The organism is Hydrocarboniphaga sp., assembly GCF_028291725.1.
Classification (GTDB): Bacteria; Pseudomonadota; Gammaproteobacteria; order Nevskiales; family Nevskiaceae; genus Hydrocarboniphaga.
Genome location: NZ_JAQGNT010000013.1, coordinates 21445 through 46162 on the forward strand (window position 1 = coordinate 21445; position 24718 = coordinate 46162).

Here is a 24718-nt window from a genome sequence, read left to right on the forward strand (position 1 = left end):
GATCGTGATGATCTGCCAGCAGCCCTCACGGCTCCTTTGTCATCGTACTATAGCGAACTACATTGATGCGCGGTGCGATGCGTCAGCCGTCGGGCGGCGGCCGGTCTGCGGCATCCAAGGCCTGCTGGTCTTCGAGCACGGTAGCGCGGATCGTATTGAGCAGGCGGTTGAGTGTCGCAATGTCGTCTTTGCCGAGACGGCGCATCGAGCTCTGGCCGGTGTCGGCGATTTCTTTCTCCACTTCGATCGCCAGCGGCTTGATGCGCTCGGACAGGTACACGCGCTTGGATCGTCCGTCGCGCGCATCGGCGGCGCGGCACACCAGGCCTTTTTTCTCGAGCCGGTCGATCAGCTTGGCGATGCCGGCGCGGCCGACGTCCATCACGTCGGCAAGCTCCTGCTGCGTGGCGCCCTCGAAGTGCGACAGGAACGAGATCAGCCACCACTGCGAACGGGTCAGTTCGAAACGCGCCATGCGCTTGTCCATCTCGGTACGGTACAGGCGCCCGATGTCGGTGATCAGGTAGCCGGTGTAGTTCTCGAGCGATTCGGGAAGTTTGTTGTTCACGTCATGCAACGCCGGCTGAAAGTAATGTGAAAGTAATGATTTTTAAAAGTTTACAGCAGAAACCGCGTAGCCCAGGCAGGCCGCCAACCGGGCCTCGCGACGAACGGAGTTGACGTCCGGGTTTAAGATTGCTTACATATTGTCTCCATGGATACAGTACGCTGTATACCGCGCCGCTTCTATCGCGGTTCAAGCCCCTGCAGAGGGCGATATCAGGTGTTCAGGAGAGGGACGATGAGCAAGGCCAAGGGTAGGATCTCAGCGCTAGCGTTGCTGTGCGGGCTGAGCCTGCCGGTGAGCGCGCAGCAGGCTGTCGTCGAAGATACTGCCGCGCCGCCGACGTCCGCGAGCGACGGCAATCTGGCCGCAGCCGACACCGGCACGGCGACGATCCCGGTGCAGGGTCCGGCAGCCGAAGACGCCGCGACACCTGCCCGCGAGCGCAGCGCCAGCCGCCTGATCGAGGAGGTCGTGGTCACCGCCCAGAAGCGTGAAGAAAACCTGCAGGACGTGCCGATCTCGATCCAGGCTTTCAGCGCCGATACGCTGGACGCAAAGGGCATCGACGATCCCAAGGCGCTGCAGCTGACCGTGCCGGGCCTGCAATACAACCTGTTTGCCGGCTACTCGCTGATCTATATCCGCGGCGTCGGCACCGACGCTTTCATTCCGTCGGCCGATGCGAGCATCGCCACCTATATCGACAACGTCTACTACCCGTTCGGCCACAGCCTGGCGTCGTCGTTCGGCGCGGTCGAGCGCGTCGAGGTGCTCAAGGGCCCGCAGGGCACGCTGTTCGGGCGCAATTCTACTGGCGGCGCGATCAACATCGTCACCAAGGATCCGGGGCCGAGCGCGGAGACCTCGATCCTGCTTAGCGGCGGCCGCTTCGACCAGATGAATGCCCGTGTCTACACCAACCTGCCGATCGTCGATTCGCTGGCGGTGTCGGTGGGTGCGATCTACAACACCGAAGAAAACTACTACAGCCGCTCGGCCGATTCTCCGCGCGGCGTGTTCCCGAAAGAGAAAACCAAGGGCGGCCGCTTCAAGCTCGCGTGGACGCCGACCGATGAGCTGAAAGTGGTGCTGGCGGCTACCCAGCTGAATGTCGACGGCGCGCAGTCGATGATGCTGCCAGCCACCGACGTCAAGCCGCTGGGGACGGCGCTGGGCGTCACCGAGGCGCCGGCCTACCAGACCAGTATCGACGCACCGGTCTACATCTCGACCAAGGCGACGATTTTCTCCGGCGACATCAAGTACACGACGCCGTGGTTCGATACACGTGCGATCGTCGCCAACCAGCACATCACCTCGCCGGCGCTCGCGGACTACGACGGCTCCAGCCAGCCGCTTTTCACGTTCGAATCGATCGGCCAGTTCGCGGACGTGTTCACCGGCGAACTGCAGCTGCTGTCCAACCAGGACACGCCGTTCGCCGATCGCTTCAAGTGGATCGCGGGCCTGTACTACATCGACAGTTCCGCCGGCTACGATCCGCTGTATTTCTCGGCTGCCCCCGGTGCCATTTCTTATCTTGCCGCGCCGACCGGGCCGCTGACGGGTGTGACTTCGCCGCTGATCAGCTTCCTGAAAAACACGCAGGGCCTGGGCCCGCTGCTGGACTACATCGACAACGGCGTAACCCTCGGTCTGGAGGGCGTGCTCGATACCCAGTCGACCGCTGGTTACTTCCAGGGCACCTACGACATCACCGACTGGCTCGACGCAACCGTCGGCGGCCGCTACCAGGTGGAGACGCGTGATCTGGTGAAATCCAATGTCAATCTCGCCACCGATCCCAGCTCCGGCGATGCCGGCACACTGCTGATCCGCTATCCGACCCAGTCGGCGCACACGTCGAACTTCTCGCCGAAGGCGGTGCTCGATTTCAAGCCGGCCGAGGACCAGCTGATTTATCTGTCGTACACGCAGGGCTTCAAGAGCGGCACCTACAACATCATCAACATCTACACGCCGACGCAGTACATCAAACCGGAAAAAGTCACCGCGTACGAACTCGGCTACAAGACGACGATTCTCGATGGTCACCTGCGCTTCAACACCGCGGTGTTCCAGAACAAGATCAAGGATCTGCAGGTTCAGACGATTTCACTGACCAGCGGCGGCGCGGTCAAGTTCGAGACCGCGGGCGGCGCGCGGATCCGCGGCGCGGATTTCGATGCCACCTGGGAGTTCCTGCCGGAGCTGGTGCCGGGCTTGGTGCTGACCGCCGGTGGCGCGTATCTGAAAGGCATCTACACCTCGTACAAGGAGGGCAGCGGCTTCGACGAGAAGACCGGCGTGTATTTCGATGGCACGATCTTCCCGAACCGCGATTTCACCGGCAACAAGGTGGTGCGCACGCCCAAGTTCTCCGGCAACTCCGGGCTTGGCTACGGCATGGATATCGATTCGGGCAGCGTCGAGGTGGCAGCCGACGTCTACTACAACTCCGGTTTCTTCTACTCGGCGCAGAATACCGAGACTGCCAGCGAGGATGCGTATTACGTGGTCAACGCGCGGGCCAGCTATTTCCACAGGGCCTGGGGCACGCGCATCACTGCGTTCGTCAAGAACATCAACGGCGGCAAGTACAGCTACGTCAAGCAGGAGTTGGATTTCGCTACCGCCAACCTGCTCGCGCCGCCGCGCACTTACGGCCTGCGCCTGAACTGGGATTTCTGATGACTCCCGCCCGCGAACCTTTCAGCGTCGCCATCGTCGGTGCCGGCCTGACTGGCCTCACCGCCGCGTGGCGGCTGCAGAGCGCCGGTCTGCGCGTGAAAGTATTCGAGAAGGCCGACGTCGCAGGCGGCCGGACGATGTCGATCCGCAAGGACGGCTTCGTGTTCGACGTCGGCGCGATCACGATGCTGCCGACTTACGCAGTGACCTGCGCGCTGATAGCCGAGCTTGGCATCAGTGCCCATCTGCACAAAATGCAGCCGCTGATCGGTATCCCGCGCAACGGCCGTATTCATCGTTTGGACCTGAGCCGGCCGGTGCGCAGTCTGCTTGCTACGAAGCTGATTTCGTTCGGCGCCAAGCTGCGGCTGCTGAAGCTGCTGGTTCCGATGCTGCGCAGCTGGAACCGCTCCAACTACCAGTCGCTGTCGCCGCTGGCCGAGTGGGACGGCGAGACCATCGCCAGCTATGTGAAGCGCGAACTCGGCGACGAAATCAACGAGTACATCGCCGGCCCGATCATTCGCGGCAATACGCTGAATTCCACGTCGAACGCGCCGATCGGCGAACTGCTGTGGATGCTGCGGCAGTATGCGGCGCCCTATGTCTACGGCTTCGATCGAGGCATCAATTTCCTGGCCGAAACGCTGAGCACGCGGCTGCCGGTGGAGTATCGGATGCAGGTGCAGTCGGTCAGCAAGCAGCATGGGAAAGTGCGTGTGGCCGGGCAGGGTCCGCAGGGCGGCTTCAGCGAGAGCTTCGACGCCTGCATCATCGCGCTGCCGCCGCCGGCGCTGCTGGAACTGGCGCCGAATCTCGGTGACAAGCAGCGCCGCTTTCTGCACTCGGCCAAGCCGCTGCGCAGTGTTAACGTGCATCTGGGCTTGCGCCGTCCGCCGCCGATCAGCGAGACTTTCGTGCTGCCGCCCGAGAGCGAGCATCGCGATCTGACGACTATCGTCATGGATCATCTGAAAGCACCCGGCCGCGCGCCGGCCGGCAAGGCGGTGGTGTCGCTGTTCTTCCGCGAAGAATGGTCCGCAGCGAATTTCGAGCGGCCGGACCCGGAGATTCTGAACGAGGCCCTGCGCATGGCACGTGGCTTCATCGGCGATGTCAGCGCAGATGTCGAGACCTACGTCGTGCAGCGCTGGCCGTACGCGATCATCAGGAGCGAGCGCGGCCTGTACCAGCGCATCCGCGACTACGAATCAGAGATCGACGAGTCCGATTGCGTGCAGTTCGGCAGCGATTTTCTGTCGATGGGCATGGAGGCCGCGGTCAGTAGTGGCAAGCTGCTCGCGGAACGCATCCAGCGGCTAGGCGTGACGGCGGGCGCTGTAGACAAGTGACCAGGCAAGTGATTGGGAGATCGGCATGTCGAAGGTGATGAAAAGTACGGCACAAAAGTCGACTTCCGCAGCGGTGCCGCTGTTCCGCGAAGCGACGCCGCCGGTGCTGCGCTGGGCCTATGCCGGCGCAGCGATCGCGGTGTTCATCATCGCGGTATTCGCGACCTGGTTCATCAGCGGCCGCGCGGTGCCGACCGATCCGGGCCCGGACCCGCTGCCGCCGGTGATGGGGCAGTTCATTTTCTGGGTGCAGATCGTCGCGATGCTGATGGGGGCTTTCGCGTTTTGGTACTTCGTGATCCGTCCGTGGATACGCGAAGGGCAGCTGACCACCACCGGCATGCTCTACATCGCCTGGCTGACGCTGTTCTTCCAGGACCCGATGATGAATTACACCTCGGCGACGGTGCTGTACAACTCCTACATGGTGAACCTCGGCACCTGGACGCTGGGCTCGACGCCGGGCTGGACCAGCCCCAACGGCAACAACCTGCCGGAGCCGCTGCTGCTGATCATCGTGGGCTATACCATCATCGGCTACTCGCTGTGTTTCCCGGTGCTGGCGATGCTCAACCATTGCAAGCAGCGCTGGCCGTCTCTGAGCAAGTTCCGGCTTGCGCTGATCGGCATCGCGACATTGGCGGTGCTGGACACGATCTTTGAATCGCTGCTGCTGCGCACCGGCGTCTACGCCTATCCGGGCGGCATTCGCGAACTGACCTTGTTCGCCGGTGAAACCTACCAGTTCCCGCTGACCGAGGGCCTCACCTACGGCGGTCTGACCATCGGCATGACGATGGTGCTGCTGCTGTACCGCGACGACAAGGGGCAGACCTTTGTCGAACAGGGCATCGACAAGCTGCGCATCGGCAAGGCCGGCCGGCAGTGGGTCAAGTTCCTCGCGCTGTTCGCCTACGTGCACCTCAGCATGCTCGTGGTGTTCACGATTCCGAACCAGTGGCTGGCCACGCACTCCGATCCGTACCCGGAAGGCTATCCCTCGTACATGCTCAACGGCATGTGCACCTACGGCGTCGAGCGCAACCAGTGCCCGGGGCCGGGCGTGATGATGCCGCGACCGGAAAACAATCCGTTGTGAACTGATGCAGCAGCACGATCTCGACGCTGCCGCCCGCCCAGGTCGCGACACGATCACCGGGCTTGAAACACCGCAGCAGCGCACACGCCGTGCGTTCGGCATCAGTCAGCAGTTCGCGATACGTCCACTGCCGTGGCGGCTGATCGGCCCGCGGCGCGATCAGCGCGAGCCGCTCGGGCTGCCGCTGCGCCGCATCGCGCAGCAGCTGCCCGACCGACCAGTCGAGAAAGTCGACGTTGGTCTCGGCCTGGAAATGGGATTGATGGAGCGCTGCGGTACCGATGGGCATCTGCAGACTGCGTCAGGTCGACGGCTCGGACGGCAAGCGCCCGATGAGCCGGTCGATCTCCGCCAGATAATGCCGGATCCGGATTTCGGATTCCGACAGTCGCGTGCCCTTGAAGTATTCCGATTCCAGGCCTTTCTGCACTTCGGGAATGCGCCGCACATCCTGCGCCAGCAGATAGCCGAATTCGGAAAGCTCCTTGGGGGTATAGCGCGCAGGCCGCTGCTCACCCTTCCAGCCCGCCGGGCCGAAGGCTTCGGGCCCAAAGGAATTCAGGGCAAGATGACCTGAGGCGCACCGTCGCACTGCAACAGCGTCAGCCCAGACAGCCGTTTGTTGAAAGTCGCAGCGATCGTCGTGTTAGCAAGATCGTGCAGATCCAAACGATCATGAGCGTCAGCGCCACGGTAGCCACACCGGACGCCTGGATGATCCAATGTGGCCAATCCGTGTTCATGGCGTTGTACATCGGGAAGCCAGCGCCCGCATGACCCATCAGCGCGCCCATCGGCCCCATGGGTACGATCAATATCTGCTTCCAGCCTTTAAGAGACGGCAGCGTGACGTACATCAAACTAGCGCCCATGAGCATGCAGGCGCTGTTGAGGAAGTTCCAGGTCAGCGGAGCGGTGCCGTTCCAAATCCGCAACGGCTGGTAGTCGTAATAAATCCACAAGCCATGCGAAACCGGGTAAGCCTCAGTAGTTGGGATGCCGCGTGTGCGTCCACACGCCTGTGCGCAGATAGCGACCCTTGTTGTTGCTGTCGGCTTTGAAGGCCTGCAGCTGCCCGTCAGCGACCACTTCGAAGTAGTAGCCATAGCCGAATAGCGCCATGCCGATCAGCGACAGCCCATTTAGGTCGCCACCCGCAACGTCCTTGGCAGCCAGGACACCAAAGACTGCCGGCAGGCAAATGACGGCAATGACGATCGCCTGCGGTTCCATGACGACGAAGAAACTTTTCCACCAGTAGCCCGGTGCAAACTTCTTGACGAAACCCATGTAGCGCTGGTCGCCCCCGCCGGTGGTGCGCCGATACCCCAGCCAGCGCCTGGACAAGTACATCCCGAGCCTGCAGCCGTGTAAGGAACACATCAGCAGTAGAACCGCTGCAGTTTGCGACTTAGCACCGACCACGCAGAACGCGATCAGCGTCGGAATCGCATATCCAAACCCATAGTACCCATCCATCATCGAGTGATCGGTCTGGAAGTTGCCGATCACCAAAATGATCGTGACAACCAGAAACGTGTAGGCGGTACAGAGCCAAAAGACGCCCCAATTGCTCGTCAGATCGAAGCCAAGTCTGAGAAGTACATCAGTCATTACGAAAGTTCCCCAAGCCATAAATGGGCAGCGCCGATCGATGGCGTCTCTTACAATTGGATATTCAGATGTCGTGATCAACTGAATCGGCATCGCCTGTCGGCTCACACTCCGAATGTGTATTGCAGTCGCAGACCAAACGTGCGGGGATCGTTCGGCTCTTGGAAGCGGCCGGTATCGAGCACGAAGACCGAAGCGGGATACAACTCTTTGGTCAGGTTCTTACCGAATGCAGTAATCCGTAGATTCCACGGAATGTAGGTATAAGCGACGCTGGCATCCCACAACTGGAAGGACGGGCTGGCATACTCGGGCGCGTTCTGAGGGTCGAAGAAAAAGCCGTCGCTGTAGTTGGTTGCGACATTGATTCCCAGTTCGCCGGTCTCTCCGAGCGGGAAGCTCTGGTTGATCCCCAGGTTGTAGGAGAAGTGCGGCGTCCGATCGATATCGTTGCCGCTGAAATCGCGGGCCGCCCCGAGCACGGGTACGGGATTTCCAGGGCCGAATGACAAACCGGTATTCGGATCATAGCCGCGGCCATCAGGGTACTTCGTGTACTTCGCGTTGAGGTAACTGGCGCTTCCCAAGATGACCAGACCGGGATCGAAGTCAGGCAGAGGCTGCCACGTCGCATCGATCTCAGCGCCCTTGATCTTTGAGCGCGGGACGTTATCGAACTCAACGACGCCACCTGAGGTAATGGAGGCAAAGCCCGTAATGGCGTTGTATACGTCGGTGTAAAACACCGCACCGTTGAGCCTAAGCGCTCTGTCGAACAACTCGGTCTTCGCGCCGAGCTCGTACGCATTGGTCTTGGCTCCCTTAACGGCATTGGGCGGCCCGAAGAAGTTTACGGTGCTGTAGGTGGGAGCGGTGAATCCCCGGGAGAACGAGCCATACAACTGGGTTTGCTCTACCGGAAACCACTGCAGGCCGACCTTGATCGGAACCTGCAGGGCAGTGACCTCGGGAACACTGAAAGGAATCAGCCTGATTTCGTTCATTGACGTGCCGACCGGCTGAACGATGCCCAGGCGATTGTCCGACAGGCTCCGGGATTCATGATCGACCCGAGCCCCCAGGATCAGATTGAGTTCTTGAGAGAGATCGAAAATATCCTGAAAGTGCGTCGTGCCTTGAAAGTATCCGGACAGCGACTCGGTATTGAGCAGACCGCCGGATACCAGCGTGATCGGGCCCGTCAAACCCGCGATCGGCCCGATTCCGACCGTGTCGAGGAGTCCGTTTAGGCTGTTAATGAATCCATCCAACGAGGGAATAATGCTTAGCACGCCAGCTGACTGGTTTCCGTTGGCAACCGACAGATTCAAGTGCGGGTAGCCTCCTGTCCCGTCCAGATAGTAGACACCGCCGACCCAAGAGAAATACTCATTGAGCGGAGTACTTTCTGAAGACAGAACCTGCAGCTCCGCGCTGGATTGGCGAAAGTATAGGTCGTAGGAGTTGAACGAGAGCACCGGCAGCGTGCTGCCGTCGTAGTCATATGCCTGGTATGGACTATTTTGGTGCTGATATGAGCCGATGAACTTCAGGTCGACCCAAGGCAGCCGCCAGTTTCCGCCGCCAGCAAAGAACGTCATATTCGTAACCGAGCCACCGACGACATTCTCGCTATAGTGGTAGTCCAGTTTCGGGTCCTGCGGGATAATCAATGAAAAATCAGGCGCAACGCGTGTAAGTTGACCGGTGGTGCCAGCGTTGGAGGATTGCTCGCCGTAGCTTGCCGAGGCATTAAACGAGAGATCCTCTGTCACGTTCCAGACAAGTTTCAGGCGGCCGCCTCGCGAATACGTAGCAACAGTAGCCCCTGCGAGATTGGTGGTGTATGGATCATGCTGCTGCGAGTAGCCGGTGAGCGTTGCCCCCAGGCCGTCGGCGATTGGCAGATTGAGGAACACCAGCTCATTCAGCGTTCCGTTGTTAGCCAATTCGGACTGCACGTCAGCCGTCAGATCAGGACCTGGATCGGGTGTGACAATGCTGATGGCACCTCCAGTCGAGTTGCGCCCGAACAAGGTGCCTTGAGGGCCTTTCAACACCTCGACTCGCTCGACGCGGCCTAGAGTACTGGTTACACCTTGGCCTGCCAGAAGCGCCACTCCATCCAGATAAATCGGGACGACCGGATCCGCCGAAGGAAGAAACGCGTTGTTACCGACGCCGCGTAGAAAAATCAGCGAATAGCCCGCCTGGTTCGAGAACGTCAAGCCAGGTGTGATCTTGCCCAGTTGATCGGCCGACTTGACACCCAGCGCCTCCAGTTTCTCCGCGCTGAAGGCGCTGATCGAGATCGGAACGTTTTGAACATTCTCCTCCCGCTTCTGCGCCGTGACGACGACCTCTTCAATGATCGAGTTGGTTGAGGAGCGTTCGCGCGTCGTGGCAGGTTCAGCTTCTGCCGTCGCGTTCGCCACGGGTACGGCGTCGTAGGACGCGCCAGCGCCAACGACGGCACTGGAATCGTTCGGCGGCAGGCTCTGTTCAGCGGTTTGGGCGGAACCTTGTGCGGGATCCGAGTCGGTTCCCTGCTGCGCCGATGCGACCCCCACCCCCATCCAATAGAAAATGCAGCTGAACAATGTCCTGCACATCTTTCCGATCTCCATCGCGTTATCGCAGGGCTTATTGGTTTTATGGGAGAAGTCACGCTCAATGGCCGAACAGGCTTCTGATATGCGCATCAGTTGCCTCCCTCAGCGCCCGCATCGGAACTCTCGATCGGCAGCGCCGTCGCCGCAGCGCCGAGTGCGGCCGGCTGAGCTTGCATGGCGTCCGGTCCGCTTAAAATCTTGAATTCAACCCGCCGATTGAGCGCGCGCCCTTCGTCGGTCGCGTTGTCCGCAACCGGCATCGATTTACCAAAGCCCCGGGACTGGAGGTGACCGCCGTCGACGCCGCGGAGCACCAAATAGTCCAGTACCGATCGCGCCCGAGTTTCAGACAACTTCTGGTTGTAGGCAGCCGCGCCATGGTCATCGGTATGTCCGTCCAGTTCGACGGACAGGCCCGGCTGAGTCAGCAAGGCGTCGGCAATCCCGTCCAGGATGATCTTGGCGTCGGGTGTCAGGCGAGCCTTGTCGAATTCGAAAGTCACGCCCCGCAACACGAAGCTATCGCCAGTCCTGCAACCCGCCAGCGAAACGGGCTGCCCCGCTGCCGGAACCTCGCAAGGCGGCGGTGGCAGGGAAGGCGGCATGGGTTCCGGTGCTACCGCCGGCGGCTGATCGACAGGGACCACCTGCGCCGGCACCGCAGGCTCCGGCTCGGTCGGCAATGGCGCCCCAAATGGAAATTGCAGACCGACCTGCAGAATGACGTCCCGGAACGAGGACTCCACCGGAAGGTCGACTGTCGGTGGCACTTGGTCCTGCGACCGCTTGTTCCTCTTGCCGTATTGATACAGGGCCTCAACACGAAGCCCGAATTCATAGCGGCTGTAATGCAGCGGAAGGAGGTAGCCCATTCCGCCGCTGAGGGTCGTGTTATTGAACGTCTTGTCGCCGACGCCAGGGTAGCCGTCGACGTTGGTCAAACCGATTCCGCCGATTGCATATAGGCCGGAGAGTTTGTCTATCGGAAAAACGAGGCCGTCCACGCTGGCGCCGAGAGCGGTACCGTGTCCGTGGAAGGTATAGCTGCCGCGCGCCTCAAATCCGACTGCACCTCGGCGTATTCCACCGGCAAGGGTGACGCCGCTTCCGTCGCCCAACTCATTGTCGCCATCGGTTCTGTCGAATTGACCCAGGATCGCCGCATACGGACCGTTGTAGAGCGCTCGTGCGATGTCTTGGGCGTTCGCTTCGCATGGGCCGCCCCCGGCCGCGAATGCAAGCAGGGACCACAATAATTTCTGCTTGGATCTGATGGTCAATTTTCTCCCTCCATACATTTGGTGATCTCGATGCCACCTACGAAACCGGCCCTACAGCGCGGCCTCTCCCCTTTTTAGACGTACATGAAGCCCATGTGAGCGATCCCTATTACGGATCGCGTTATAGAAAACGCAACAGGCGCTGGCCAGCGGCTACTGCGGGGTGTCGATCCGTGGAATCATCACGCCGGGCCCCGGGCATTGATCGCCGGTAACGCCGTACACACACATGCCGTTGAGCATGTACGAGGGGTAACCTTCGGGAAATGCGCCGGCATGAAGTGAAAAGAACTGCATCGGAATCGCGTAAAGAATGATGAACATCAAGTGGCAGTAGCCGAAGACGGCGAATCCACGCAGCCAGCCCTTCGCCACCGGGCCGTACTTCAGCGATTCGATACCGCGCTCCACGAAGGTCTGACCTTTATCGTCGCGGAAAAACAGCAGCGCCGTCATGGAGCCGACACCAAGCCCACCGAACAGGATTCCCTCATTCAGAGGAAATTGGTAGGTCTGTCCCGGAAAAATGGCAAATGAACGAATAGCACCGGGATATGCGTATACGCCGGTGCGGATCAGCAATAATTCGATAGTGGAATCAACAACGGTGCAGCCGACGATGATCAGGGCAACGCTGGCGAGAATCCCAAGCCGCGGCCAACGGACCTTGGCTTTGCGAAGTAGCCAGCATACGAAGAGTGCCTGCGTCGTCACCAGAGCGGTATAGCCCGGAATCGTCACTAATACGGGCTCGGGCAGGAGATTCGCAGCAGGACTGAACCACATGGGCCATGAACCCAGGGTCCATGCGCCGAAATTCAGCATGTGCGAGTTATAGAGCAGACTGGTCGACGAGTAGTTCATGCTCATATCCCAGAAGAAAATGAGCGTTCCCGCGAGAAACAAGCGACCGTCTGCCGTGAGATGGCCAAGACGGATACGGGGAAGCGCCACCCATTTCATCAGACAGTACAAAGCCCCCAGGGGTACGGCGATCTGCAGAAACAAGAAGTAGACGCTCTGTGCTTGCGATAGTTTGTCCGGTCCCGTCGGCGTTGGAACGAAATAGGGCCCCGTCATCCATTTGAGAAGGACATAGGCCTGAAAACAGAAGATCAGCCCTCCCAGCGCGGCCCAGATCGCAACCGGACTCGCCCGATGTGCGGGGACATCCAAGGCTCGTGTACGCGCTGCTGATATGACGGTGCCGGTCTCAACTGATGTCGATGATGTTGCGATCCTCATGGCAGCGCGCTCCGGAGCAGAAGGGACTTGTGATTTGTGTCCTGTAGCCTGCCCCATTGGCTCGTTGCGATCTTGCATTTGCGTGAACTAGCATTTGTCGATCCGTACCCCGCTGCGGATTCGGAGTGCGCGGATTTACTAGAGCCGATTCGCTGCATGGCAAGACAGGAACAAGGTTTCCTACGATGCTCGCTCAATGCAATCCGCATTAAGCCGGCGATGACCGACTATCGGTCCGGCGGATGAGGGGATCGTCTACGCGGCTCCGAAATCAAGGCGACAGGAAGCTCAATCATGAAAGTTGTCGTAGTGGGTGCAGGCCTTTCGGGGCTCGCGGCGGCATATCGACTGCAGCAGGCTGGCGTTGATGTCGAAGTCGTGGAAGCCAGTACGCGTCCCGGTGGCCGCTGCGGGGTAATGCGCACCCACGGCTTTCTCGTGGACATGTGTCCGGAGATATCGGCCGCCAGCTATCACCGCTTCTTCGCGTTGGCCAAGGCGGCGGGGCTGGAAGCCGATATCGTCGATTGCAGCACGGTGATCAGTTCGCTACGCAACGGCAAGATGGTCGACATCGACACCCGTAGTCCATTGTCTCTCTTATTCACGCCGTTTCTGTCGTGGAAAGCGAAATTACAGCTCGCGATTGGTCTGATCCGCAACTTCAAACTGATCAAGACCGCCAACGCCTTCAAGCTGGGCGAGCTCGCCGCGCTGGACGATCCCAAGACAAGCGCGGAGGACTTTGCGGTCAAGGCCTTTGGACGCGAAGCGGCGGACTATCTGATCGATCCGCTGATGCGCACGCTGGGGGGTTCCGAAATGGGCAAGGTCTCGCAACTGACGGCCCTGGGCGGCGTCAATAGTTGGGCTTCGTCGATGGTAACGATCCTCGGTGGCCTTTACCGCGTGCCCGAAGGCATCGCGACCCAGCTGAGGGTCCGCTACAACATGCGGGTAGCCAAGGTGCTTGAACAGGGTGGTGGCGTCGATGTCGGTGTCGTCGACGCCGACGGCGTTGCCCAGACGCTACGAGCCGACCACTGCATCGTCTCGGCGCAGTACGACGATGCCGAGCGTATTTTCCCGGGATTGGCAAAATATGCAGGGGATTTCGGACGTTCTCTCAAGTACTGCCGACTCATCGATCTCAAGCTGGGCTACAGCGTCGCCACGAGAAGCAAGGCCTATGTAGCCCAGGCCGCAACCATCGAAAGTCCGGACCTAATGATGTTCGCGCTCGTCCACAACAAGGCGCCCGATCGGGCGCCGCCGGGCCACAGCCTGTTCACGATCTACACCGACGACGCCGTCTGGGATCGCTTTGCGGCGATGTCCGATCAAGCGATCATCGATTGGGGTCGTGAGCGCATCGAGAACTGGTATCCGGAATTGAAGGGGCACTTCGTCTTCGGTCACGTGGGAAGAGAGCCCCGCACCGCTTACTTTGCCTCCCCTGGCTTCTACCGCAGAACTTCGACACTTTTTGCGAATCTCGCGCCCTCACGCGTGCAATTGGCGGGCGACCTGTTTGGCGCGGGCTCCATGGAAGCGGCGGTGGTATGGGGAGAAAAGGCCGCCGATCGTGTCCTGTCAAAAATTGGCAAGAGCGTCGAATCGGCTCCGCAACTTAAAGCGGCCTGAAGACTGCGCTGTTCAATAGATCGTGGGGGCCGTACTTAGCGCATGAATCAGTCCTGGGACTACATTGTCATCGGTGCCGGGCATAACGGCCTGACAGCCGCCTGCACCCTGGCCAAAGCCGGCAGGTCAGTTCTAGTGGTCGAGCAGCGAGCGATCACCGGCGGGCTTTCCGTGAGCCACCCGTTCGTCACGGCGGCGCCCAACCATCACTTAAGCATCGGCGCGATGGACGACGCTCTGATGGGGCATAGCCCGATGATCGACTTTCTCGGTCTGCGCCAGTACGGCTACGACTCCATACCCATGGCCGCGCCCTACGGCTGGATGGGTGAAGACGGCGAAACACTGCTGCTGCACAACAGCTTCGACCGCACCGTGGAGGAGATTAAATACTTTTCGCCCAGGGACGCGCAAACCTACATCGATGTGCGCGGCGCGATCGACCTGGTGATGGGCGGCCTCGAAGGGATCATGCCCTACCACCCGGCGCAGATTCCCAAGAGCCTGCTGATCAAGATGGCACTCAAGGCCGCGATCGATCGCAAGAGTCGCAAGGTGCTGGGGCGCATGCTGTCGGTCAATGCGTTCGAGATGATTGCCGAGACTTTCGAGTCCGAGGCCATGCGCGGACTGTGGGCGTTTTGGGCCTGCATGTTCGCGCCGGCGACCGTGCAAGCCAGCGGCGTATACCTCGCCGCTTTCGGCAGCGTGCATCGCGCCGGCATCTTCCGGCCCGTGGGCGGCATGAGCGGCATGATCCGGGCCATGGAGGGGGCGCTCACGGCGAAGGGCGGCGAGATCCGCTGCAATCACAAGGTCGAGCAACTGCTGCTCGACGGCAAGCGCATCAAGGGCGTGCGCATCGTCGGCGGCCAGGAGCTGTTCGCCCGCCATGCCGTGCTTGCCAACTGTGCGCCGCAGGTAGTGCTGGGCAAACTGCTGCCGGCGTCGGTCGTGGACGAGAAGCTGCGCACGAAGATCGACTTCATTCCCGCCAACTCCGTCTCGGTGGCGCCGTTCAAGATTGATTACGCCGTCGGCGGCCGGATCACCTACAAAAAGGCCGTGGCCATGCGCGCCAGGCGCGATGACATGGACGTGCGCAAAACCACGTTTATGACCGGCACGCTGGAGCAGCACATCGCCCAGCACAAGGCTAGCCTGCGCGGCGAGCCCGTGGATTTCAGGCCACCACTGTACTTCTCCATCATGTCCGCCAATGACGCGAGCATCGCGCCTAAGGGTCAGGACGTGTTCTATCTGTACGTGAACACGCCGATCAATCCCATCGGCGGCTGGGATGCGTGCAAGACGGAGTACAGCCAGCAGATCCGCTCCGCTGTCAGTCACTATGTCGACGGGCTCGATTTGGAGATCGGCAGTATCGAGCACTGTCCCAAGGACTTTGAGGAGCAGTTCGGTGCGCCCAATGGCGCCTACTTCCACGTCGACATGATCCCGTCGCGCATGCTGATGAACCGCCCCGCTCCGGGTCTGGGCGGCTACAAGACGCCGTTCGGGGGCCTGTATCTGGCTGGCGCAGGTTCGCATCCGTCCGGTGGTGTTTGCGGCTGGCCCGGTCGGCTGGCCGCTGAAACCGCGATGCACGAGGAGGGAGCCAGTGAGTGACAAGCGCGTACAACTGTGGTGCGCCTATTCGGTATTTGGCTTCATCGTGCTGTTCCTCATCGGCTGGGTAGGCTTTGCAGGATTCGTCCCGCCTCGATCTCCGATGGAGGGGGCAGACGACATTGCACAGTTCTACCGAGCCAACCTCCTGGGGATTCGTATCGGCATGGTGCTGTCGATTTTTGCATCAGCGCTTTTGTTGCCATGGGGAGGCGCCGTGTCTGCGCAGATCCTTCGCATAGAAGGTCCGCGTGCACCTCTCATGTGGGCTTGGGTCGCGGCGCAGGGCTGCGTAGTAATTGAGTTCGTCTATCCATGCACGTTCTGGCTCGTCGCCGCCTTCCGGCCGGATGACGCTACGCGCGTTCAGACCTTCAACGACTTGGGGTGGTTACCGTTCCTGGGTATCGTCTGCACCGGGATGTTTCAGATGGTCGCCCTTGCTGTCGTTACGTTTCGCGACTCGCGCCCTGATCCCGTCTTTCCGCGCTGGTTCGCGTTCTTCCAACTCTGGTGTGCGGTCGGTGTCGGGCTCACCTTCGGGGTCTTCATCTTCAAAACAGGACCATTTGCGTGGAACGGCATCCTCGGGTTCTGGGTTGCCGTCACCGTCTACTTTCTATGGGTAGTGGGCACCACACTGATGACCATCCGTGCGATCAATCGGGACGATGAAACGCACTTTGACCAAGATATCGAGTCGCGAATCACCACTCTTGAGCGCGCTGTCGCCCGTCTCGGCTCGAACTGATTGACGAGAGCCTCTTGTACACGCTTCCGTCTTCGTGCAATCCCGGCGCCTCCAGGAGCCCAGCGATCCTAGAGCCATCGGCCTGCGTCTGCAGTATCCATTCTAAAAAGTACACTCGCAGCGGTTAATGAGTCGACGCATACAATCGCGACTCGACCAGTGGTTCGGTAACGAGGGCAAAACAGAGGGGCCTTGAAGGTCTCTGGGTGAGGCTGCGTTTCGACCCCTAAGGCTTTGTCGCCCTTGTCGATTTCACTCGACCTCCACTGATTCTCACTTCTTCGTTCAGATAATATAGGACCGTATTCGAAAGGTCCTTGAGGAGCTTTTCGCGCAAGACGAGCGGCGGTCGTTCGAGTGCATACCGTTGTATTGCATGAACAACACCGCTTTCCATCAGAAACAGCTGGGTCTCCATCTTGCTTTCGCTGCCTTTGGCTAGATGCAGCTTTACATACAGCTTAATGCTGGCACGTACCAACGACTCAAACGACGACAGCATCATGGTCCGCTCGCGCATACCGGGCACGTCGTTCACCAGCCTGAGCAAGATCAGCGCATTGTGCTCGTACACGGCCAATAGACCCGAGACCATTGCCAGCATGCCCCGCTCCGGCGACTCGTTCACCATCTTCATCATGTTGGCGCGCACCTCAACGGCGCACTCGGTCGATGTCGCGTCATACAGGGCGCTGTAAATCGCCTCTCGATCTGAAAAGTATTGGTAAAGCGAACCGATGCTGACTCCGGCCTTCGCGGCAATACGAGGGGTGGTCAACCTCTTAAATCCTTCCTTTTCAGCGAGCGCGACCGTGGCCTGCAGAATACTGGCCACCGTCGCCTCCGAGCGGACCTGCCGGGGAATCTTTCGGCGACGGCCGGCGGCCCTTCCAGAATCTCGTGGAACTTTAATTGCCATCGATGACAGTCGCGACTAGAACACGAATTGAATGTGAATGTTTAGTCAATATAACATCCAAGTCGCCCCCGCGAGCTGGCGCTCCGCAGGTTGAGCGCTGTTGGGTACGAGACGCGAATCTGCATCGAAAGCGACGACAGACGGCGATGAACATTGATCTGAGCCGCAACAGAACGGCCCGAGTATGAGGAGAGACATTTTGAACAATCCGCTCAACACTGGGCCAGCGATAACCCGTAATTACGGGTATCGGGTGGAGAAGCCGGCACCGTCGCGACCCAGACCGCCAGACCCACGACAGCGGCGCGCACCGTGCCTCGTCTTAAGGCATGTCCCATCCCCCTAAAGCGTCGGGTCGTTGGACTCTATTCAGCTGTGTCGCGATCTGCTATCGAGAACCTGTAGCAGTGCTTGGGCTGTGGTGTTTCTCTGAGGCAATGAAGGCTGGTGCAGACAACGGCTGGCATATTCGGCGGCCAGCGCAAGTAAGGCGGTAGCCGCCCGGAGGTGATGCTGTGGATGAGAGTGCAAAGTCCGGGTTATTGATGTTCGGTGCGTGGAGCGCACTTCTCTACCTTGCTGCGGTCCTGGGCGGTTGGGGATTGGTTGCCGGTTTTCTGCCGGCGACGCCACCGACCCATACGGCCGAACAAATCAGTGCTCTATTTCAGAGCGATTATGTGCGAATTCGCATCGGCATGCTGATCGTGATGTTTGCCGCGCTGATCTTCATCCCTTTTGCCGCCGCCATGACGCACTTCATTGCCCAGGTAGAGCGAGGGGCGGGCATGTTGACTTACACGTTCCTTCTTGGCGCCGCCGGCAACATGGCCTTGACATTCTATCCAGCCATCTGGTGGTTGGTCGCAGCGTTCCGGCCGGATCGTTCGGCGGAGCTGATCTACCTGATGAACGATCTCGCCTGGCTTCAGTTTCTGGGGGGTGTCTCGCTTTATCTCGCGATGCCGCTCGCGGTGACAGCGGCGGCGCTACTGGACCGCCGTCCCGAGGCTCCGTTCCCGCGTTGGTGTGGATACGCCAATTTGTGGCTGACTGTTATGATTCTGCCCGATCAGATGTTGTTCTTCTTCCATAGTGGGCCATTCGCTTGGAACGGACTCTTCGGCCTGTGGATTCCCGTTGTCGTCTTCAGCGGTTTTTTTCTTCTGAACTTCTATGTACTGCGTCAGGCCATTTTTCGGGCGCGACTGACTTCGATGAGCCTCTCTCCATTGTTAGCAGCGGCCTCATCATGAAGGTTCGAGATTTCAGCGTTGTTCTGTTTCGGAGGGCGCTATGACATCTGATATTCACTCGATGGGATCACCGGCCGAACCGCCGCACTTCACCGCCGTGATTCGCAACGAGCTGTGCGCAATGCAGTATCAGAGCGATGTCTGTGCTCGCAGCCGCCCACCCTCATTGGCAGGTCTGCAGGTGGGTCCCGTGGACGTGCTGCGCTACAGCGGCCTGGGAGAACAATGGGGCGCACGGGACCAACGCCACATTCGGATGAATCGAGTCGACTATTACGTGGTATGCGCACCAGTTGCTGCGCAGCTCGGCATCTGCCAGAACGGCTCGGATATCCAACTGAGAGCGGGCACTTGCACACTCCTCTCGACCAACCGGCCGTTCAGTGCCCGCATCCGCTCTGAAGTGCCTGGCAAGTTCTTCTCCGCGATGCATGTCCGCGTCTCCGGATCGCTGCTGAGGCGGCAGATTCCGAATCTCGACGATGCTTGTGGTCGCGAGATTCCGTTGTTGCCCGGCAGCGGCCGCATGATGATTTCCATGTTCGATGTCGCACTCAACGATGGCCCGTTTCTGTCGCCGGCCGAGAGGGAGCGACTGGGGGCGAACCTGCTCGAGCTGATAGGGGGCGTCGCGACGGGACTCGCCGATAGTTGTGTACCCGATAGCCCGGGGCCGCACGCCCACCAGCGAACGCTGGACCGCGCGATGGCATTCATTGCCTCCCATTTGAGTGATCCCCAACTTGATCCAGCGCGTGTCGCGGAACATTGCCGCGTCTCCACGCGCTATCTGCATGCCTCATTCGCCGCACTTTCCCCGGTGTCTGTGGCGAGCCTCATCCGTGAGCATCGCCTTCAAGCTTCCCGTGAGATGCTGATGAGCCCCAGGGTGCAACACCGGACCATCATCGAGATTGCGGGCGACTGGGGTTTCGAGGACCCTGCCCATTTTTGTCGAGTCTACAAAGCCCGTTACGGGCGCTCGCCTCGGGAAGATCGATTTAGGGATGCCGCCGCTGCGGCCTAGAAATAAGTTTTGCGCAGCCACCATCGCGCCCCAATAGGGCGCTGCACGCGAAGCCTTCGCCTCGCGTGAGCTTCGGCGTTGGTTGCGACACGAAGTCGCAGCCGTTGTTGTTTCAAGCATGATTTTCTGGTTTAAGAAAGGGCCGTTCTCGTGGAACGGTGTCGTTGCGTTTTATATCCCCGCATTCATCTTTTTCATCTGGGTTGTGGGCATGACTTTGCCGGCGATGAAGGCGGTCCACCGCGAGGCGGGCGGGCAGCGCGCATGATCGAGCCGCAGTCATGGACAGCCGGAAACCGATTGCTTGCGTACCATTCACATGAGGTCCAAACTACCGAAAATTCAGGGCGATCACCGGTGCGCGCAGCGTCGGCGCGCTCCATTATTCGGAGAGCATCATGGCTGGAGAGTTCGGCGACATCGTTCGAGGTTTTTCTTCCAAGGCCAGCCCCCTGGTGACGGGCCTGCTCGAGGCCGACAGCCGCGCGGTACCGGCCGGCCTGAAGCAGCAGGGCAATTACCTGCCGCCGAGCAGGCAGATCCCGCTGTCGCGCTATTACGACCCGGCGTTCGCCGAACTCGAGAAAGAAAAACTCTGGAAGAAGACCTGGCAGTATGCCTGCCGGGAAGAAGACATCCCCGAAGTCGGTGACCGCTACAAGTACGACGTCGGCACGCTGTCCTGGTTCATCGTGCGCAGCGGCCCGGGCGAGATCAGGGCGTTCAACAACAGCTGCCTGCATCGCGGCACGCAGCTGTGCTCCAGCAACGGCTGGAGCGAGAGCATCCGCTGCCCGTTCCATGCCTGGGAATGGAAGCTCGACGGCAGCCTTAAGAACATCCCGAGCCGCTGGGATTTCCCGCAGGTGAAGACCGAGGAGTTCAAGCTGCCCGAAGCCCGGGTCGCGACCTGGGGCGGTTTCGTCTTCATCAATCCCGATCCGGATGCGGCGCCGCTGGAAAATTACCTGGGCGTGATGCCGGATCACTTCAAGAGCTGGGAGCCGGAGAACCGCTTTACCGCCTTCCATATCCGCAAGCGGGTCCGCGCCAACTGGAAAATCACGATGGAGGCTTTCCTTGAGTCCTACCACGTGGTCGAGACGCATACCGAATCGCTGGGCTTCACCGGCGACGCATCGACGCAGTACGACATCTGGGAGCAGGGCGATGCCCACATCAGCCGCCTGATCACGCCGCTGGCGACGCCGAGCCCGCACCTGGGCGACGGGGCCTCGATCGCCGAGGCTGCCAACTATGCGTTCCAGGCGTTCGCGCTGGCGATGCCGGGCGTGCCGGTGCCGAGCTTCGACGTCGACTCCAAGCTGAGCGGCCGTGCCCAGGTTGCCGAATGGCGCCGGCAGATGATGGGCGCCGGGCTGGCACGCGACTTCTCGTCCTGGCCGGACGTGACGATGATCGACAGCGTCGAATACCACATGTTTCCGAACTTCTGCCCCTGGTACGGCGAAGGTCTGCCGCTGGTGTACCAGTTCCTGCCTTACGGCGATGACCCCAACCAGTCGGTGATGAGCGTCAGGCTTACCGCGCCGCTGCCGGGTGGCGGGGCGCCGCGGCCGCCTTCCGCGCCGATCCGCGAGATCGGCTTCGACGAGTTGTTCAACAGCGCACCCGAGATCGGCCTGCTGGCGGTGATCTTCGACCAGGACATGAGCAACCTGCCACGCATCCAGAGCGGCCTGCGGGCGGCGTCCGACACTCGCGCCGTGGCGACGTTCGGCCGCTACCAGGAGCAGCGCATCCTGCATTTCCACGAAGTGCTGGAAAAGACGCTCGGTCTTTGAGACCTTGTGGAATCACAGCCTTTCGCCGGGCACGTCGGCAAGGGATTGCCGACCTACTCGTTCGATCGGACCGTAGGTCGGCAATCCCTTGCCGACGTTGTCCCTCTCAACCCATCAGGACATCGTGAACATGGGGCTCAACCTCGATTTCGAAGCCGGCGTGGTGATCGTCGCCGGCGGCAGCGGCGGCCTCGGCGAGGCGATCGCCAGGGCCTTTGCGAAAGCCGGCTTGCCGGTTGCCATCACCTACCACAGCAGCGAAACCAGGGCAGCCGCGATCAAGGCCGAGATCGAGGCTGACGGTGGCCGCTGCGATTGTCATCGCGTGGATCTGGCCGACGCAGCGCAGGTGAACGCGCTGTTCACCGAGGTGACGAGCCGGCACGGCCGCATCGCCGACGTGATCTACGCCGCCGGCCCGCACTTCGAGTTCAATTTCATCGGCAAGATCCCCGACGAGCAGTGGCACCACGTGGTCAACGCCGACCTCAACGGTGCTTTCCATCTGATCCAGGCGGCAGTGCGCGCCTTCCGTGCGCAGGGCGACGGCGGCAACCTGGTCGCGGTCATCACCAGCGCGGTCGAGCGCGTGCCGGTAGCGGACATCATGTCGGCGGCGCCCAAGGCGGCGATCCAGATGCTGATGCGTGGTGTCGCCAAGGAATCCGGCCGCTTCGGTATCCGCGCCAACTGCGTCGGCCCGGGCTGGATCAACGCCGGCCTCGGCAAGAAAGGCCTCGAAGAAAAGCTCGACGAGCAGTCCCGCGAGGCGATCCGCACCAAGACCATTCCGCTGCAGCGTTTCGGCGAGGCTGACGATATCTCGAACGCGGTGTTGTTCCTGTGCTCGCGCCAGGCCAGCTTCATCACCGGGCAGAGTCTCGCCGTCGATGGCGGCCTGCAGCTTTGAGCGATTTTCCGGAGTGGACGCCGCTTGCGGACATCGCGGACTTCGCCGGTGAGCGCAAGCTGGTGCGCAGCATTTACGGCATCGATCTGCTGCTGATGCTGGATGGCGCCGACGTCGTCGTTGCTCACAACCACTGCACGCATATGGGCCGGCCGCTGGATCGCGGCAAGCTGATGGCAGGCCAGATCTCGTGCCCGTTTCACGGTGCCTGCTTCGACTTGCGGACCGGCGCAGCGCGCTCAGGCCCGGCGGTTGCGCCGCTGCATCTGTTCCCCGCGCGCGTCGACGGCCAGACGATTTACGCCGACCTGCGCAACAAGCCGGTCACGCTGTGGGCACGCCCGACGTAGGTCGGCAATCCTTTGCCGACGTGCCTGTCGCCGACGTGCCTGTCGCCGACGCGATGTCGGCAAAGTATTGCCGACCTACGTCGCCAATCGAACGGACCAGCCACAGCATCGCCAGACCCCAGCCCAGATCGACGACGGCAAAAGCGCGCCACCAGAACGAGCGGAAGTAGTCACCCAGGTACTGGGTCCAGCCGAAGTATGCGATCACCATCGCGCAGAACGCGATCCACATGAGAGTGGACTGGCCGCGCGCCGATTGCCGCCTGACCAACAGGCCGATGCTGAGCATCGGGCACAGCATCGTCGTCACGAAGAAGCTGACGACATAAAGATCGTCCGCCAGGTTCTGCTTGAGCACCCACCAGAACACGCTGACGCCGAGCAGGCCGGCAAGCAGCAGCGCAGTGTAAGACCTCTGCGTCAGCCTCGGAAACAGCTCTTTTCGGCCGTATTTTATCGTCTGGTACAGGAACAGCAGCTCCAGCGCCAGCGTCGCGATCAGGCCGAACCAGTACAGCTCGCTGAACCAGTGATGGTACTGGTTGAACCATTTGTCGTAGTTGAGGATGTACGACAGGTCATGAGGAATGAACAGCAGCGTGCCCGCCAGCGGCATTGTGTAGAGACGATCGCGCGCCGCGAGCCGCACGGCTTCGCCGAAGTAGATCACGTTGGCGATCAGCGCCAGCGCATTGAGCAGCATGATCGGCACGACGTGCTCGTCGATGGCCTGAAGTGTCGCGACGGGATCGTACATGCGCTACTCCTGATCCGGGTCGATCGGGTCTATGCTGAAGTTCGGGCTAAACATGCCCACCGCCGTCCACGCACAGCATTTCGCCGGAGATGAAGCTCGCCATCGGCGATGCGAAAAACAGCACCGCATTGGCGATATCGGCAGCGGTACCCAGGCGCCGCAACGGCGTTGCGGCGAGCACGCGCTCGGCCAGGCGCTTGCCGCGCGGGTCCTGCTGAATGGTCAGACCCTGGCCGGCGTCGATATGGCCGACGCCGACGCAGTTGGCGCGGATGCCGTTGCGGCCTTCTTCGCGTGCGATGCCCTGCACCAGCATCTCGACCGAGGCTTTCGGCCCGGCCGACATCACGTCCAGCGGCGGAAAGCGGCGCGTGCCGGCGGTGGACAGCGCGACCAGCGATCCACGCGAGCGCCGCAATGCCGGGATCGCGACATGCACCAGGTTGAAGAAGCCGTTGACGTCGGCGTTGACGATGCCGGCCCATTCCTCCGGCGGCAGATCGGCGATCGCCGAAATCCGCACCGTGGGCCCCGACGCGTAGACCACGGTGTGGATGCTGCCGAACTGTTGTTCGGCCGCGTCGAATAGTGCGCGGATCGATCCGACATCGGCGAGATCGGCCTGGCGCATCAGCGCGCGCGCGCCTGCGTCCGCCAATTCGGAATGCAGCGCTTCGGCCCGCTGTGCGCGTTGGTGATAGTTGAACGCCACGGCGCTGCCCACGCGCGCGAAGCTGCGGCTGATCTCGATGCCGAGCCCGCCGCTGCCGCCGATGATCACGGCTGCGCCTTTTTTTAATTCTCTCAATTCCTGGAACACGCTCGATCTCCGCTGGTGCCGCCGCACTCGATTCCGACGTCGTGAATTGCGCCGTTGATAAGCATAGAGTACGGTATGTATACGTACCTGGAAAGCCGCGTGTTCCTTGCGGACCTGCTCATGGGCCATGACCCGGTGTAGGGCGGGTCGTGACCCGCCGTCGTCGAGCCCGAACAAAGGCGGCGGGTCACGACCCGCCCTACGGTCTGCGCCAGGTTCATGGAAAGCACCGAACCCGCGGCGGAATGTGGGTCGGGCTCCGGCCCGACAATCTTGACGCGGCCGAGCGCGGCCATGGGAGGAAGCTAGCGATGTACGATCCCGCTGCCGTTCTTGCCGCCGTCGATGCTCATCCGGTGCCTGTGCTGCTGCTGTGCGGCGCGGCGCTG

23 protein-coding genes are annotated in these 24718 nt (G+C 60.9%); 12 read left to right on the top strand and 11 right to left on the bottom strand.

What is annotated here, in order from left to right; genetic code table 11:
• Positions 1–82 precede the first annotated feature (82 nt).
• Positions 83–568, bottom strand: coding sequence for a MarR family transcriptional regulator (locus tag JWQ90_RS04105; protein WP_299689797.1), 486 nt, complete (start codon positions 566–568; stop codon positions 83–85).
• 234 nt (positions 569–802) lie between these two features.
• Between JWQ90_RS04105 and JWQ90_RS04110 the strand changes: the two genes are divergently transcribed.
• From JWQ90_RS04110 to JWQ90_RS04120, 3 genes are read left to right on the top strand one after another with little or no spacing between them, the layout of a single operon-like run.
• Positions 803–3259, top strand: a complete 2457-nt coding sequence (locus JWQ90_RS04110) for a TonB-dependent receptor (RefSeq protein ID WP_299689800.1) — start codon at positions 803–805, stop codon at positions 3257–3259.
• A complete protein-coding gene (locus tag JWQ90_RS04115; RefSeq protein WP_299689803.1) occupies positions 3259–4611 on the top strand; it encodes an NAD(P)/FAD-dependent oxidoreductase in 1353 nt (450 codons plus the stop codon). Before JWQ90_RS04110 ends, JWQ90_RS04115 begins: the two co-directional genes overlap by 1 nt.
• Positions 4612–4636: 25 nt before the next feature.
• Positions 4637–5710 (top strand): spirocyclase AveC family protein, encoded by a 1074-nt coding sequence (locus JWQ90_RS04120; RefSeq protein ID WP_299689806.1) that lies wholly within the window; start codon positions 4637–4639, stop codon positions 5708–5710.
• Here JWQ90_RS04120 and JWQ90_RS29100 read toward each other — a convergent pair.
• The 7 genes from JWQ90_RS29100 to JWQ90_RS04150 form a co-directional block, all read right to left on the bottom strand.
• On the bottom strand, positions 5622–5999 hold the full coding sequence (locus JWQ90_RS29100; protein ID WP_366919432.1) for an AMP-binding protein: 378 nt from the start codon (positions 5997–5999) through the stop codon (positions 5622–5624). The genes JWQ90_RS04120 and JWQ90_RS29100 overlap by 89 nt on opposite strands.
• A 12-nt stretch (positions 6000–6011) precedes the next feature.
• Complete coding sequence (locus JWQ90_RS29105) at positions 6012–6302, bottom strand: hypothetical protein (protein ID WP_366919433.1); 291 nt, start codon at positions 6300–6302, stop codon at positions 6012–6014.
• 10 nt (positions 6303–6312) lie between these two features.
• Positions 6313–6672 carry a hypothetical protein gene (locus tag JWQ90_RS04130; RefSeq protein ID WP_299689812.1) on the bottom strand — a complete coding sequence of 120 codons (360 nt, stop codon included), beginning with the start codon at positions 6670–6672 and terminating at the stop codon, positions 6313–6315.
• A 22-nt stretch (positions 6673–6694) separates the two neighbouring features.
• Positions 6695–7324 carry a DUF1295 domain-containing protein gene (locus JWQ90_RS04135; RefSeq protein ID WP_299689815.1) on the bottom strand — a complete coding sequence of 210 codons (630 nt, stop codon included), beginning with the start codon at positions 7322–7324 and terminating at the stop codon, positions 6695–6697.
• A gap of 104 nt (positions 7325–7428) precedes the next feature.
• Positions 7429–10026 carry a TonB-dependent receptor gene (locus tag JWQ90_RS04140; protein ID WP_299689818.1) on the bottom strand — a complete coding sequence of 866 codons (2598 nt, stop codon included), beginning with the start codon at positions 10024–10026 and terminating at the stop codon, positions 7429–7431.
• Positions 10026–11216 (bottom strand): OmpA family protein, encoded by a 1191-nt coding sequence (locus tag JWQ90_RS04145; protein ID WP_299689821.1) that lies wholly within the window; start codon positions 11214–11216, stop codon positions 10026–10028. The genes JWQ90_RS04140 and JWQ90_RS04145 overlap by 1 nt, the downstream gene beginning before the upstream one ends.
• A 153-nt stretch (positions 11217–11369) precedes the next feature.
• Positions 11370–12461 carry a spirocyclase AveC family protein gene (locus JWQ90_RS04150; protein WP_299689824.1) on the bottom strand — a complete coding sequence of 364 codons (1092 nt, stop codon included), beginning with the start codon at positions 12459–12461 and terminating at the stop codon, positions 11370–11372.
• Positions 12462–12755: 294 nt separating this feature from the next.
• Here JWQ90_RS04150 and JWQ90_RS04155 point away from each other — a divergent pair, with 294 nt between their 5' ends.
• From JWQ90_RS04155 to JWQ90_RS04165, 3 genes are read left to right on the top strand one after another with little or no spacing between them, the layout of a single operon-like run.
• Entirely contained in the window at positions 12756–14105 is a 1350-nt protein-coding gene (locus JWQ90_RS04155; protein ID WP_299689827.1) for an FAD-dependent oxidoreductase, read from the top strand.
• A gap of 42 nt (positions 14106–14147) precedes the next feature.
• Positions 14148–15734 carry an NAD(P)/FAD-dependent oxidoreductase gene (locus JWQ90_RS04160; protein ID WP_299689830.1) on the top strand — a complete coding sequence of 529 codons (1587 nt, stop codon included), beginning with the start codon at positions 14148–14150 and terminating at the stop codon, positions 15732–15734.
• A complete protein-coding gene (locus JWQ90_RS04165; RefSeq protein ID WP_299689833.1) occupies positions 15727–16485 on the top strand; it encodes a hypothetical protein in 759 nt (252 codons plus the stop codon). Before JWQ90_RS04160 ends, JWQ90_RS04165 begins: the two co-directional genes overlap by 8 nt.
• Before the next feature lie 226 nt (positions 16486–16711).
• Here the strand turns inward: JWQ90_RS04165 and JWQ90_RS04170 are convergent, their stop codons facing one another.
• On the bottom strand, positions 16712–17320 hold the full coding sequence (locus JWQ90_RS04170) for a TetR/AcrR family transcriptional regulator (protein WP_299689836.1): 609 nt from the start codon (positions 17318–17320) through the stop codon (positions 16712–16714).
• A 599-nt stretch (positions 17321–17919) separates the two neighbouring features.
• Here JWQ90_RS04170 and JWQ90_RS04175 point away from each other — a divergent pair.
• The 6 genes from JWQ90_RS04175 (at position 17920) to JWQ90_RS04200 (ending at position 22752) form a co-directional block, all read left to right on the top strand.
• Entirely contained in the window at positions 17920–18660 is a 741-nt protein-coding gene (locus JWQ90_RS04175) for a hypothetical protein (protein WP_299689839.1), read from the top strand.
• Positions 18661–18700: 40 nt separating this feature from the next.
• Entirely contained in the window at positions 18701–19687 is a 987-nt protein-coding gene (locus tag JWQ90_RS04180) for a helix-turn-helix domain-containing protein (RefSeq protein ID WP_299689842.1), read from the top strand.
• A 118-nt stretch (positions 19688–19805) separates the two neighbouring features.
• Positions 19806–19955 (top strand): hypothetical protein, encoded by a 150-nt coding sequence (locus tag JWQ90_RS04185; RefSeq protein WP_299689845.1) that lies wholly within the window; start codon positions 19806–19808, stop codon positions 19953–19955.
• Between the two features lie 130 nt (positions 19956–20085).
• Positions 20086–21492, top strand: a complete 1407-nt coding sequence (locus JWQ90_RS04190; RefSeq protein ID WP_299689848.1) for an aromatic ring-hydroxylating dioxygenase subunit alpha — start codon at positions 20086–20088, stop codon at positions 21490–21492.
• Positions 21493–21622: 130 nt separating this feature from the next.
• Positions 21623–22402 carry an SDR family oxidoreductase gene (locus JWQ90_RS04195; RefSeq protein WP_299689851.1) on the top strand — a complete coding sequence of 260 codons (780 nt, stop codon included), beginning with the start codon at positions 21623–21625 and terminating at the stop codon, positions 22400–22402.
• Positions 22399–22752: a Rieske (2Fe-2S) protein gene (locus tag JWQ90_RS04200; RefSeq protein WP_299689854.1), complete on the top strand. Its 354-nt coding sequence runs from the start codon at positions 22399–22401 to the stop codon at positions 22750–22752. Before JWQ90_RS04195 ends, JWQ90_RS04200 begins: the two co-directional genes overlap by 4 nt.
• Here JWQ90_RS04200 and JWQ90_RS04205 read toward each other — a convergent pair.
• Together JWQ90_RS04205 and JWQ90_RS04210 are read right to left on the bottom strand one after the other, a co-directional pair.
• Positions 22727–23509 carry a hypothetical protein gene (locus JWQ90_RS04205; protein WP_299689857.1) on the bottom strand — a complete coding sequence of 261 codons (783 nt, stop codon included), beginning with the start codon at positions 23507–23509 and terminating at the stop codon, positions 22727–22729. The genes JWQ90_RS04200 and JWQ90_RS04205 overlap by 26 nt on opposite strands.
• 46 nt (positions 23510–23555) lie before the next feature.
• On the bottom strand, positions 23556–24329 hold the full coding sequence (locus tag JWQ90_RS04210; protein ID WP_299689861.1) for an SDR family oxidoreductase: 774 nt from the start codon (positions 24327–24329) through the stop codon (positions 23556–23558).
• Between the last annotated feature and the right edge of the window lie 389 nt (positions 24330–24718).

Bases quoted from the DNA above. Each gene is read 5' to 3' on its own strand.
- JWQ90_RS04110 (WP_299689800.1), top strand. From the start codon at position 803: ATGAGCAAGGCCAAGGGTAGGATCTCAGCGCTAGCGTTGCTGTGCGGG.
- JWQ90_RS04115 (WP_299689803.1), top strand. From the start codon at position 3,259: ATGACTCCCGCCCGCGAACCTTTCAGCGTCGCCATCGTCGGTGCCGGC.
- JWQ90_RS04120 (WP_299689806.1), top strand. From the start codon at position 4,637: ATGTCGAAGGTGATGAAAAGTACGGCACAAAAGTCGACTTCCGCAGCG.
- JWQ90_RS29100 (WP_366919432.1), bottom strand. From the start codon at position 5,999: ATGCCCATCGGTACCGCAGCGCTCCATCAATCCCATTTCCAGGCCGAG.
- JWQ90_RS04135 (WP_299689815.1), bottom strand. From the start codon at position 7,324: ATGACTGATGTACTTCTCAGACTTGGCTTCGATCTGACGAGCAATTGG.
- JWQ90_RS04140 (WP_299689818.1), bottom strand. From the start codon at position 10,026: ATGCGCATATCAGAAGCCTGTTCGGCCATTGAGCGTGACTTCTCCCAT.
- JWQ90_RS04150 (WP_299689824.1), bottom strand. From the start codon at position 12,461: ATGAGGATCGCAACATCATCGACATCAGTTGAGACCGGCACCGTCATA.
- JWQ90_RS04155 (WP_299689827.1), top strand. From the start codon at position 12,756: ATGAAAGTTGTCGTAGTGGGTGCAGGCCTTTCGGGGCTCGCGGCGGCA.
- JWQ90_RS04160 (WP_299689830.1), top strand. From the start codon at position 14,148: ATGAATCAGTCCTGGGACTACATTGTCATCGGTGCCGGGCATAACGGC.
- JWQ90_RS04180 (WP_299689842.1), top strand. From the start codon at position 18,701: ATGACATCTGATATTCACTCGATGGGATCACCGGCCGAACCGCCGCAC.
- JWQ90_RS04185 (WP_299689845.1), top strand. From the start codon at position 19,806: ATGATTTTCTGGTTTAAGAAAGGGCCGTTCTCGTGGAACGGTGTCGTT.
- JWQ90_RS04190 (WP_299689848.1), top strand. From the start codon at position 20,086: ATGGCTGGAGAGTTCGGCGACATCGTTCGAGGTTTTTCTTCCAAGGCC.
- JWQ90_RS04195 (WP_299689851.1), top strand. From the start codon at position 21,623: ATGGGGCTCAACCTCGATTTCGAAGCCGGCGTGGTGATCGTCGCCGGC.
- JWQ90_RS04205 (WP_299689857.1), bottom strand. From the start codon at position 23,509: ATGTACGATCCCGTCGCGACACTTCAGGCCATCGACGAGCACGTCGTG.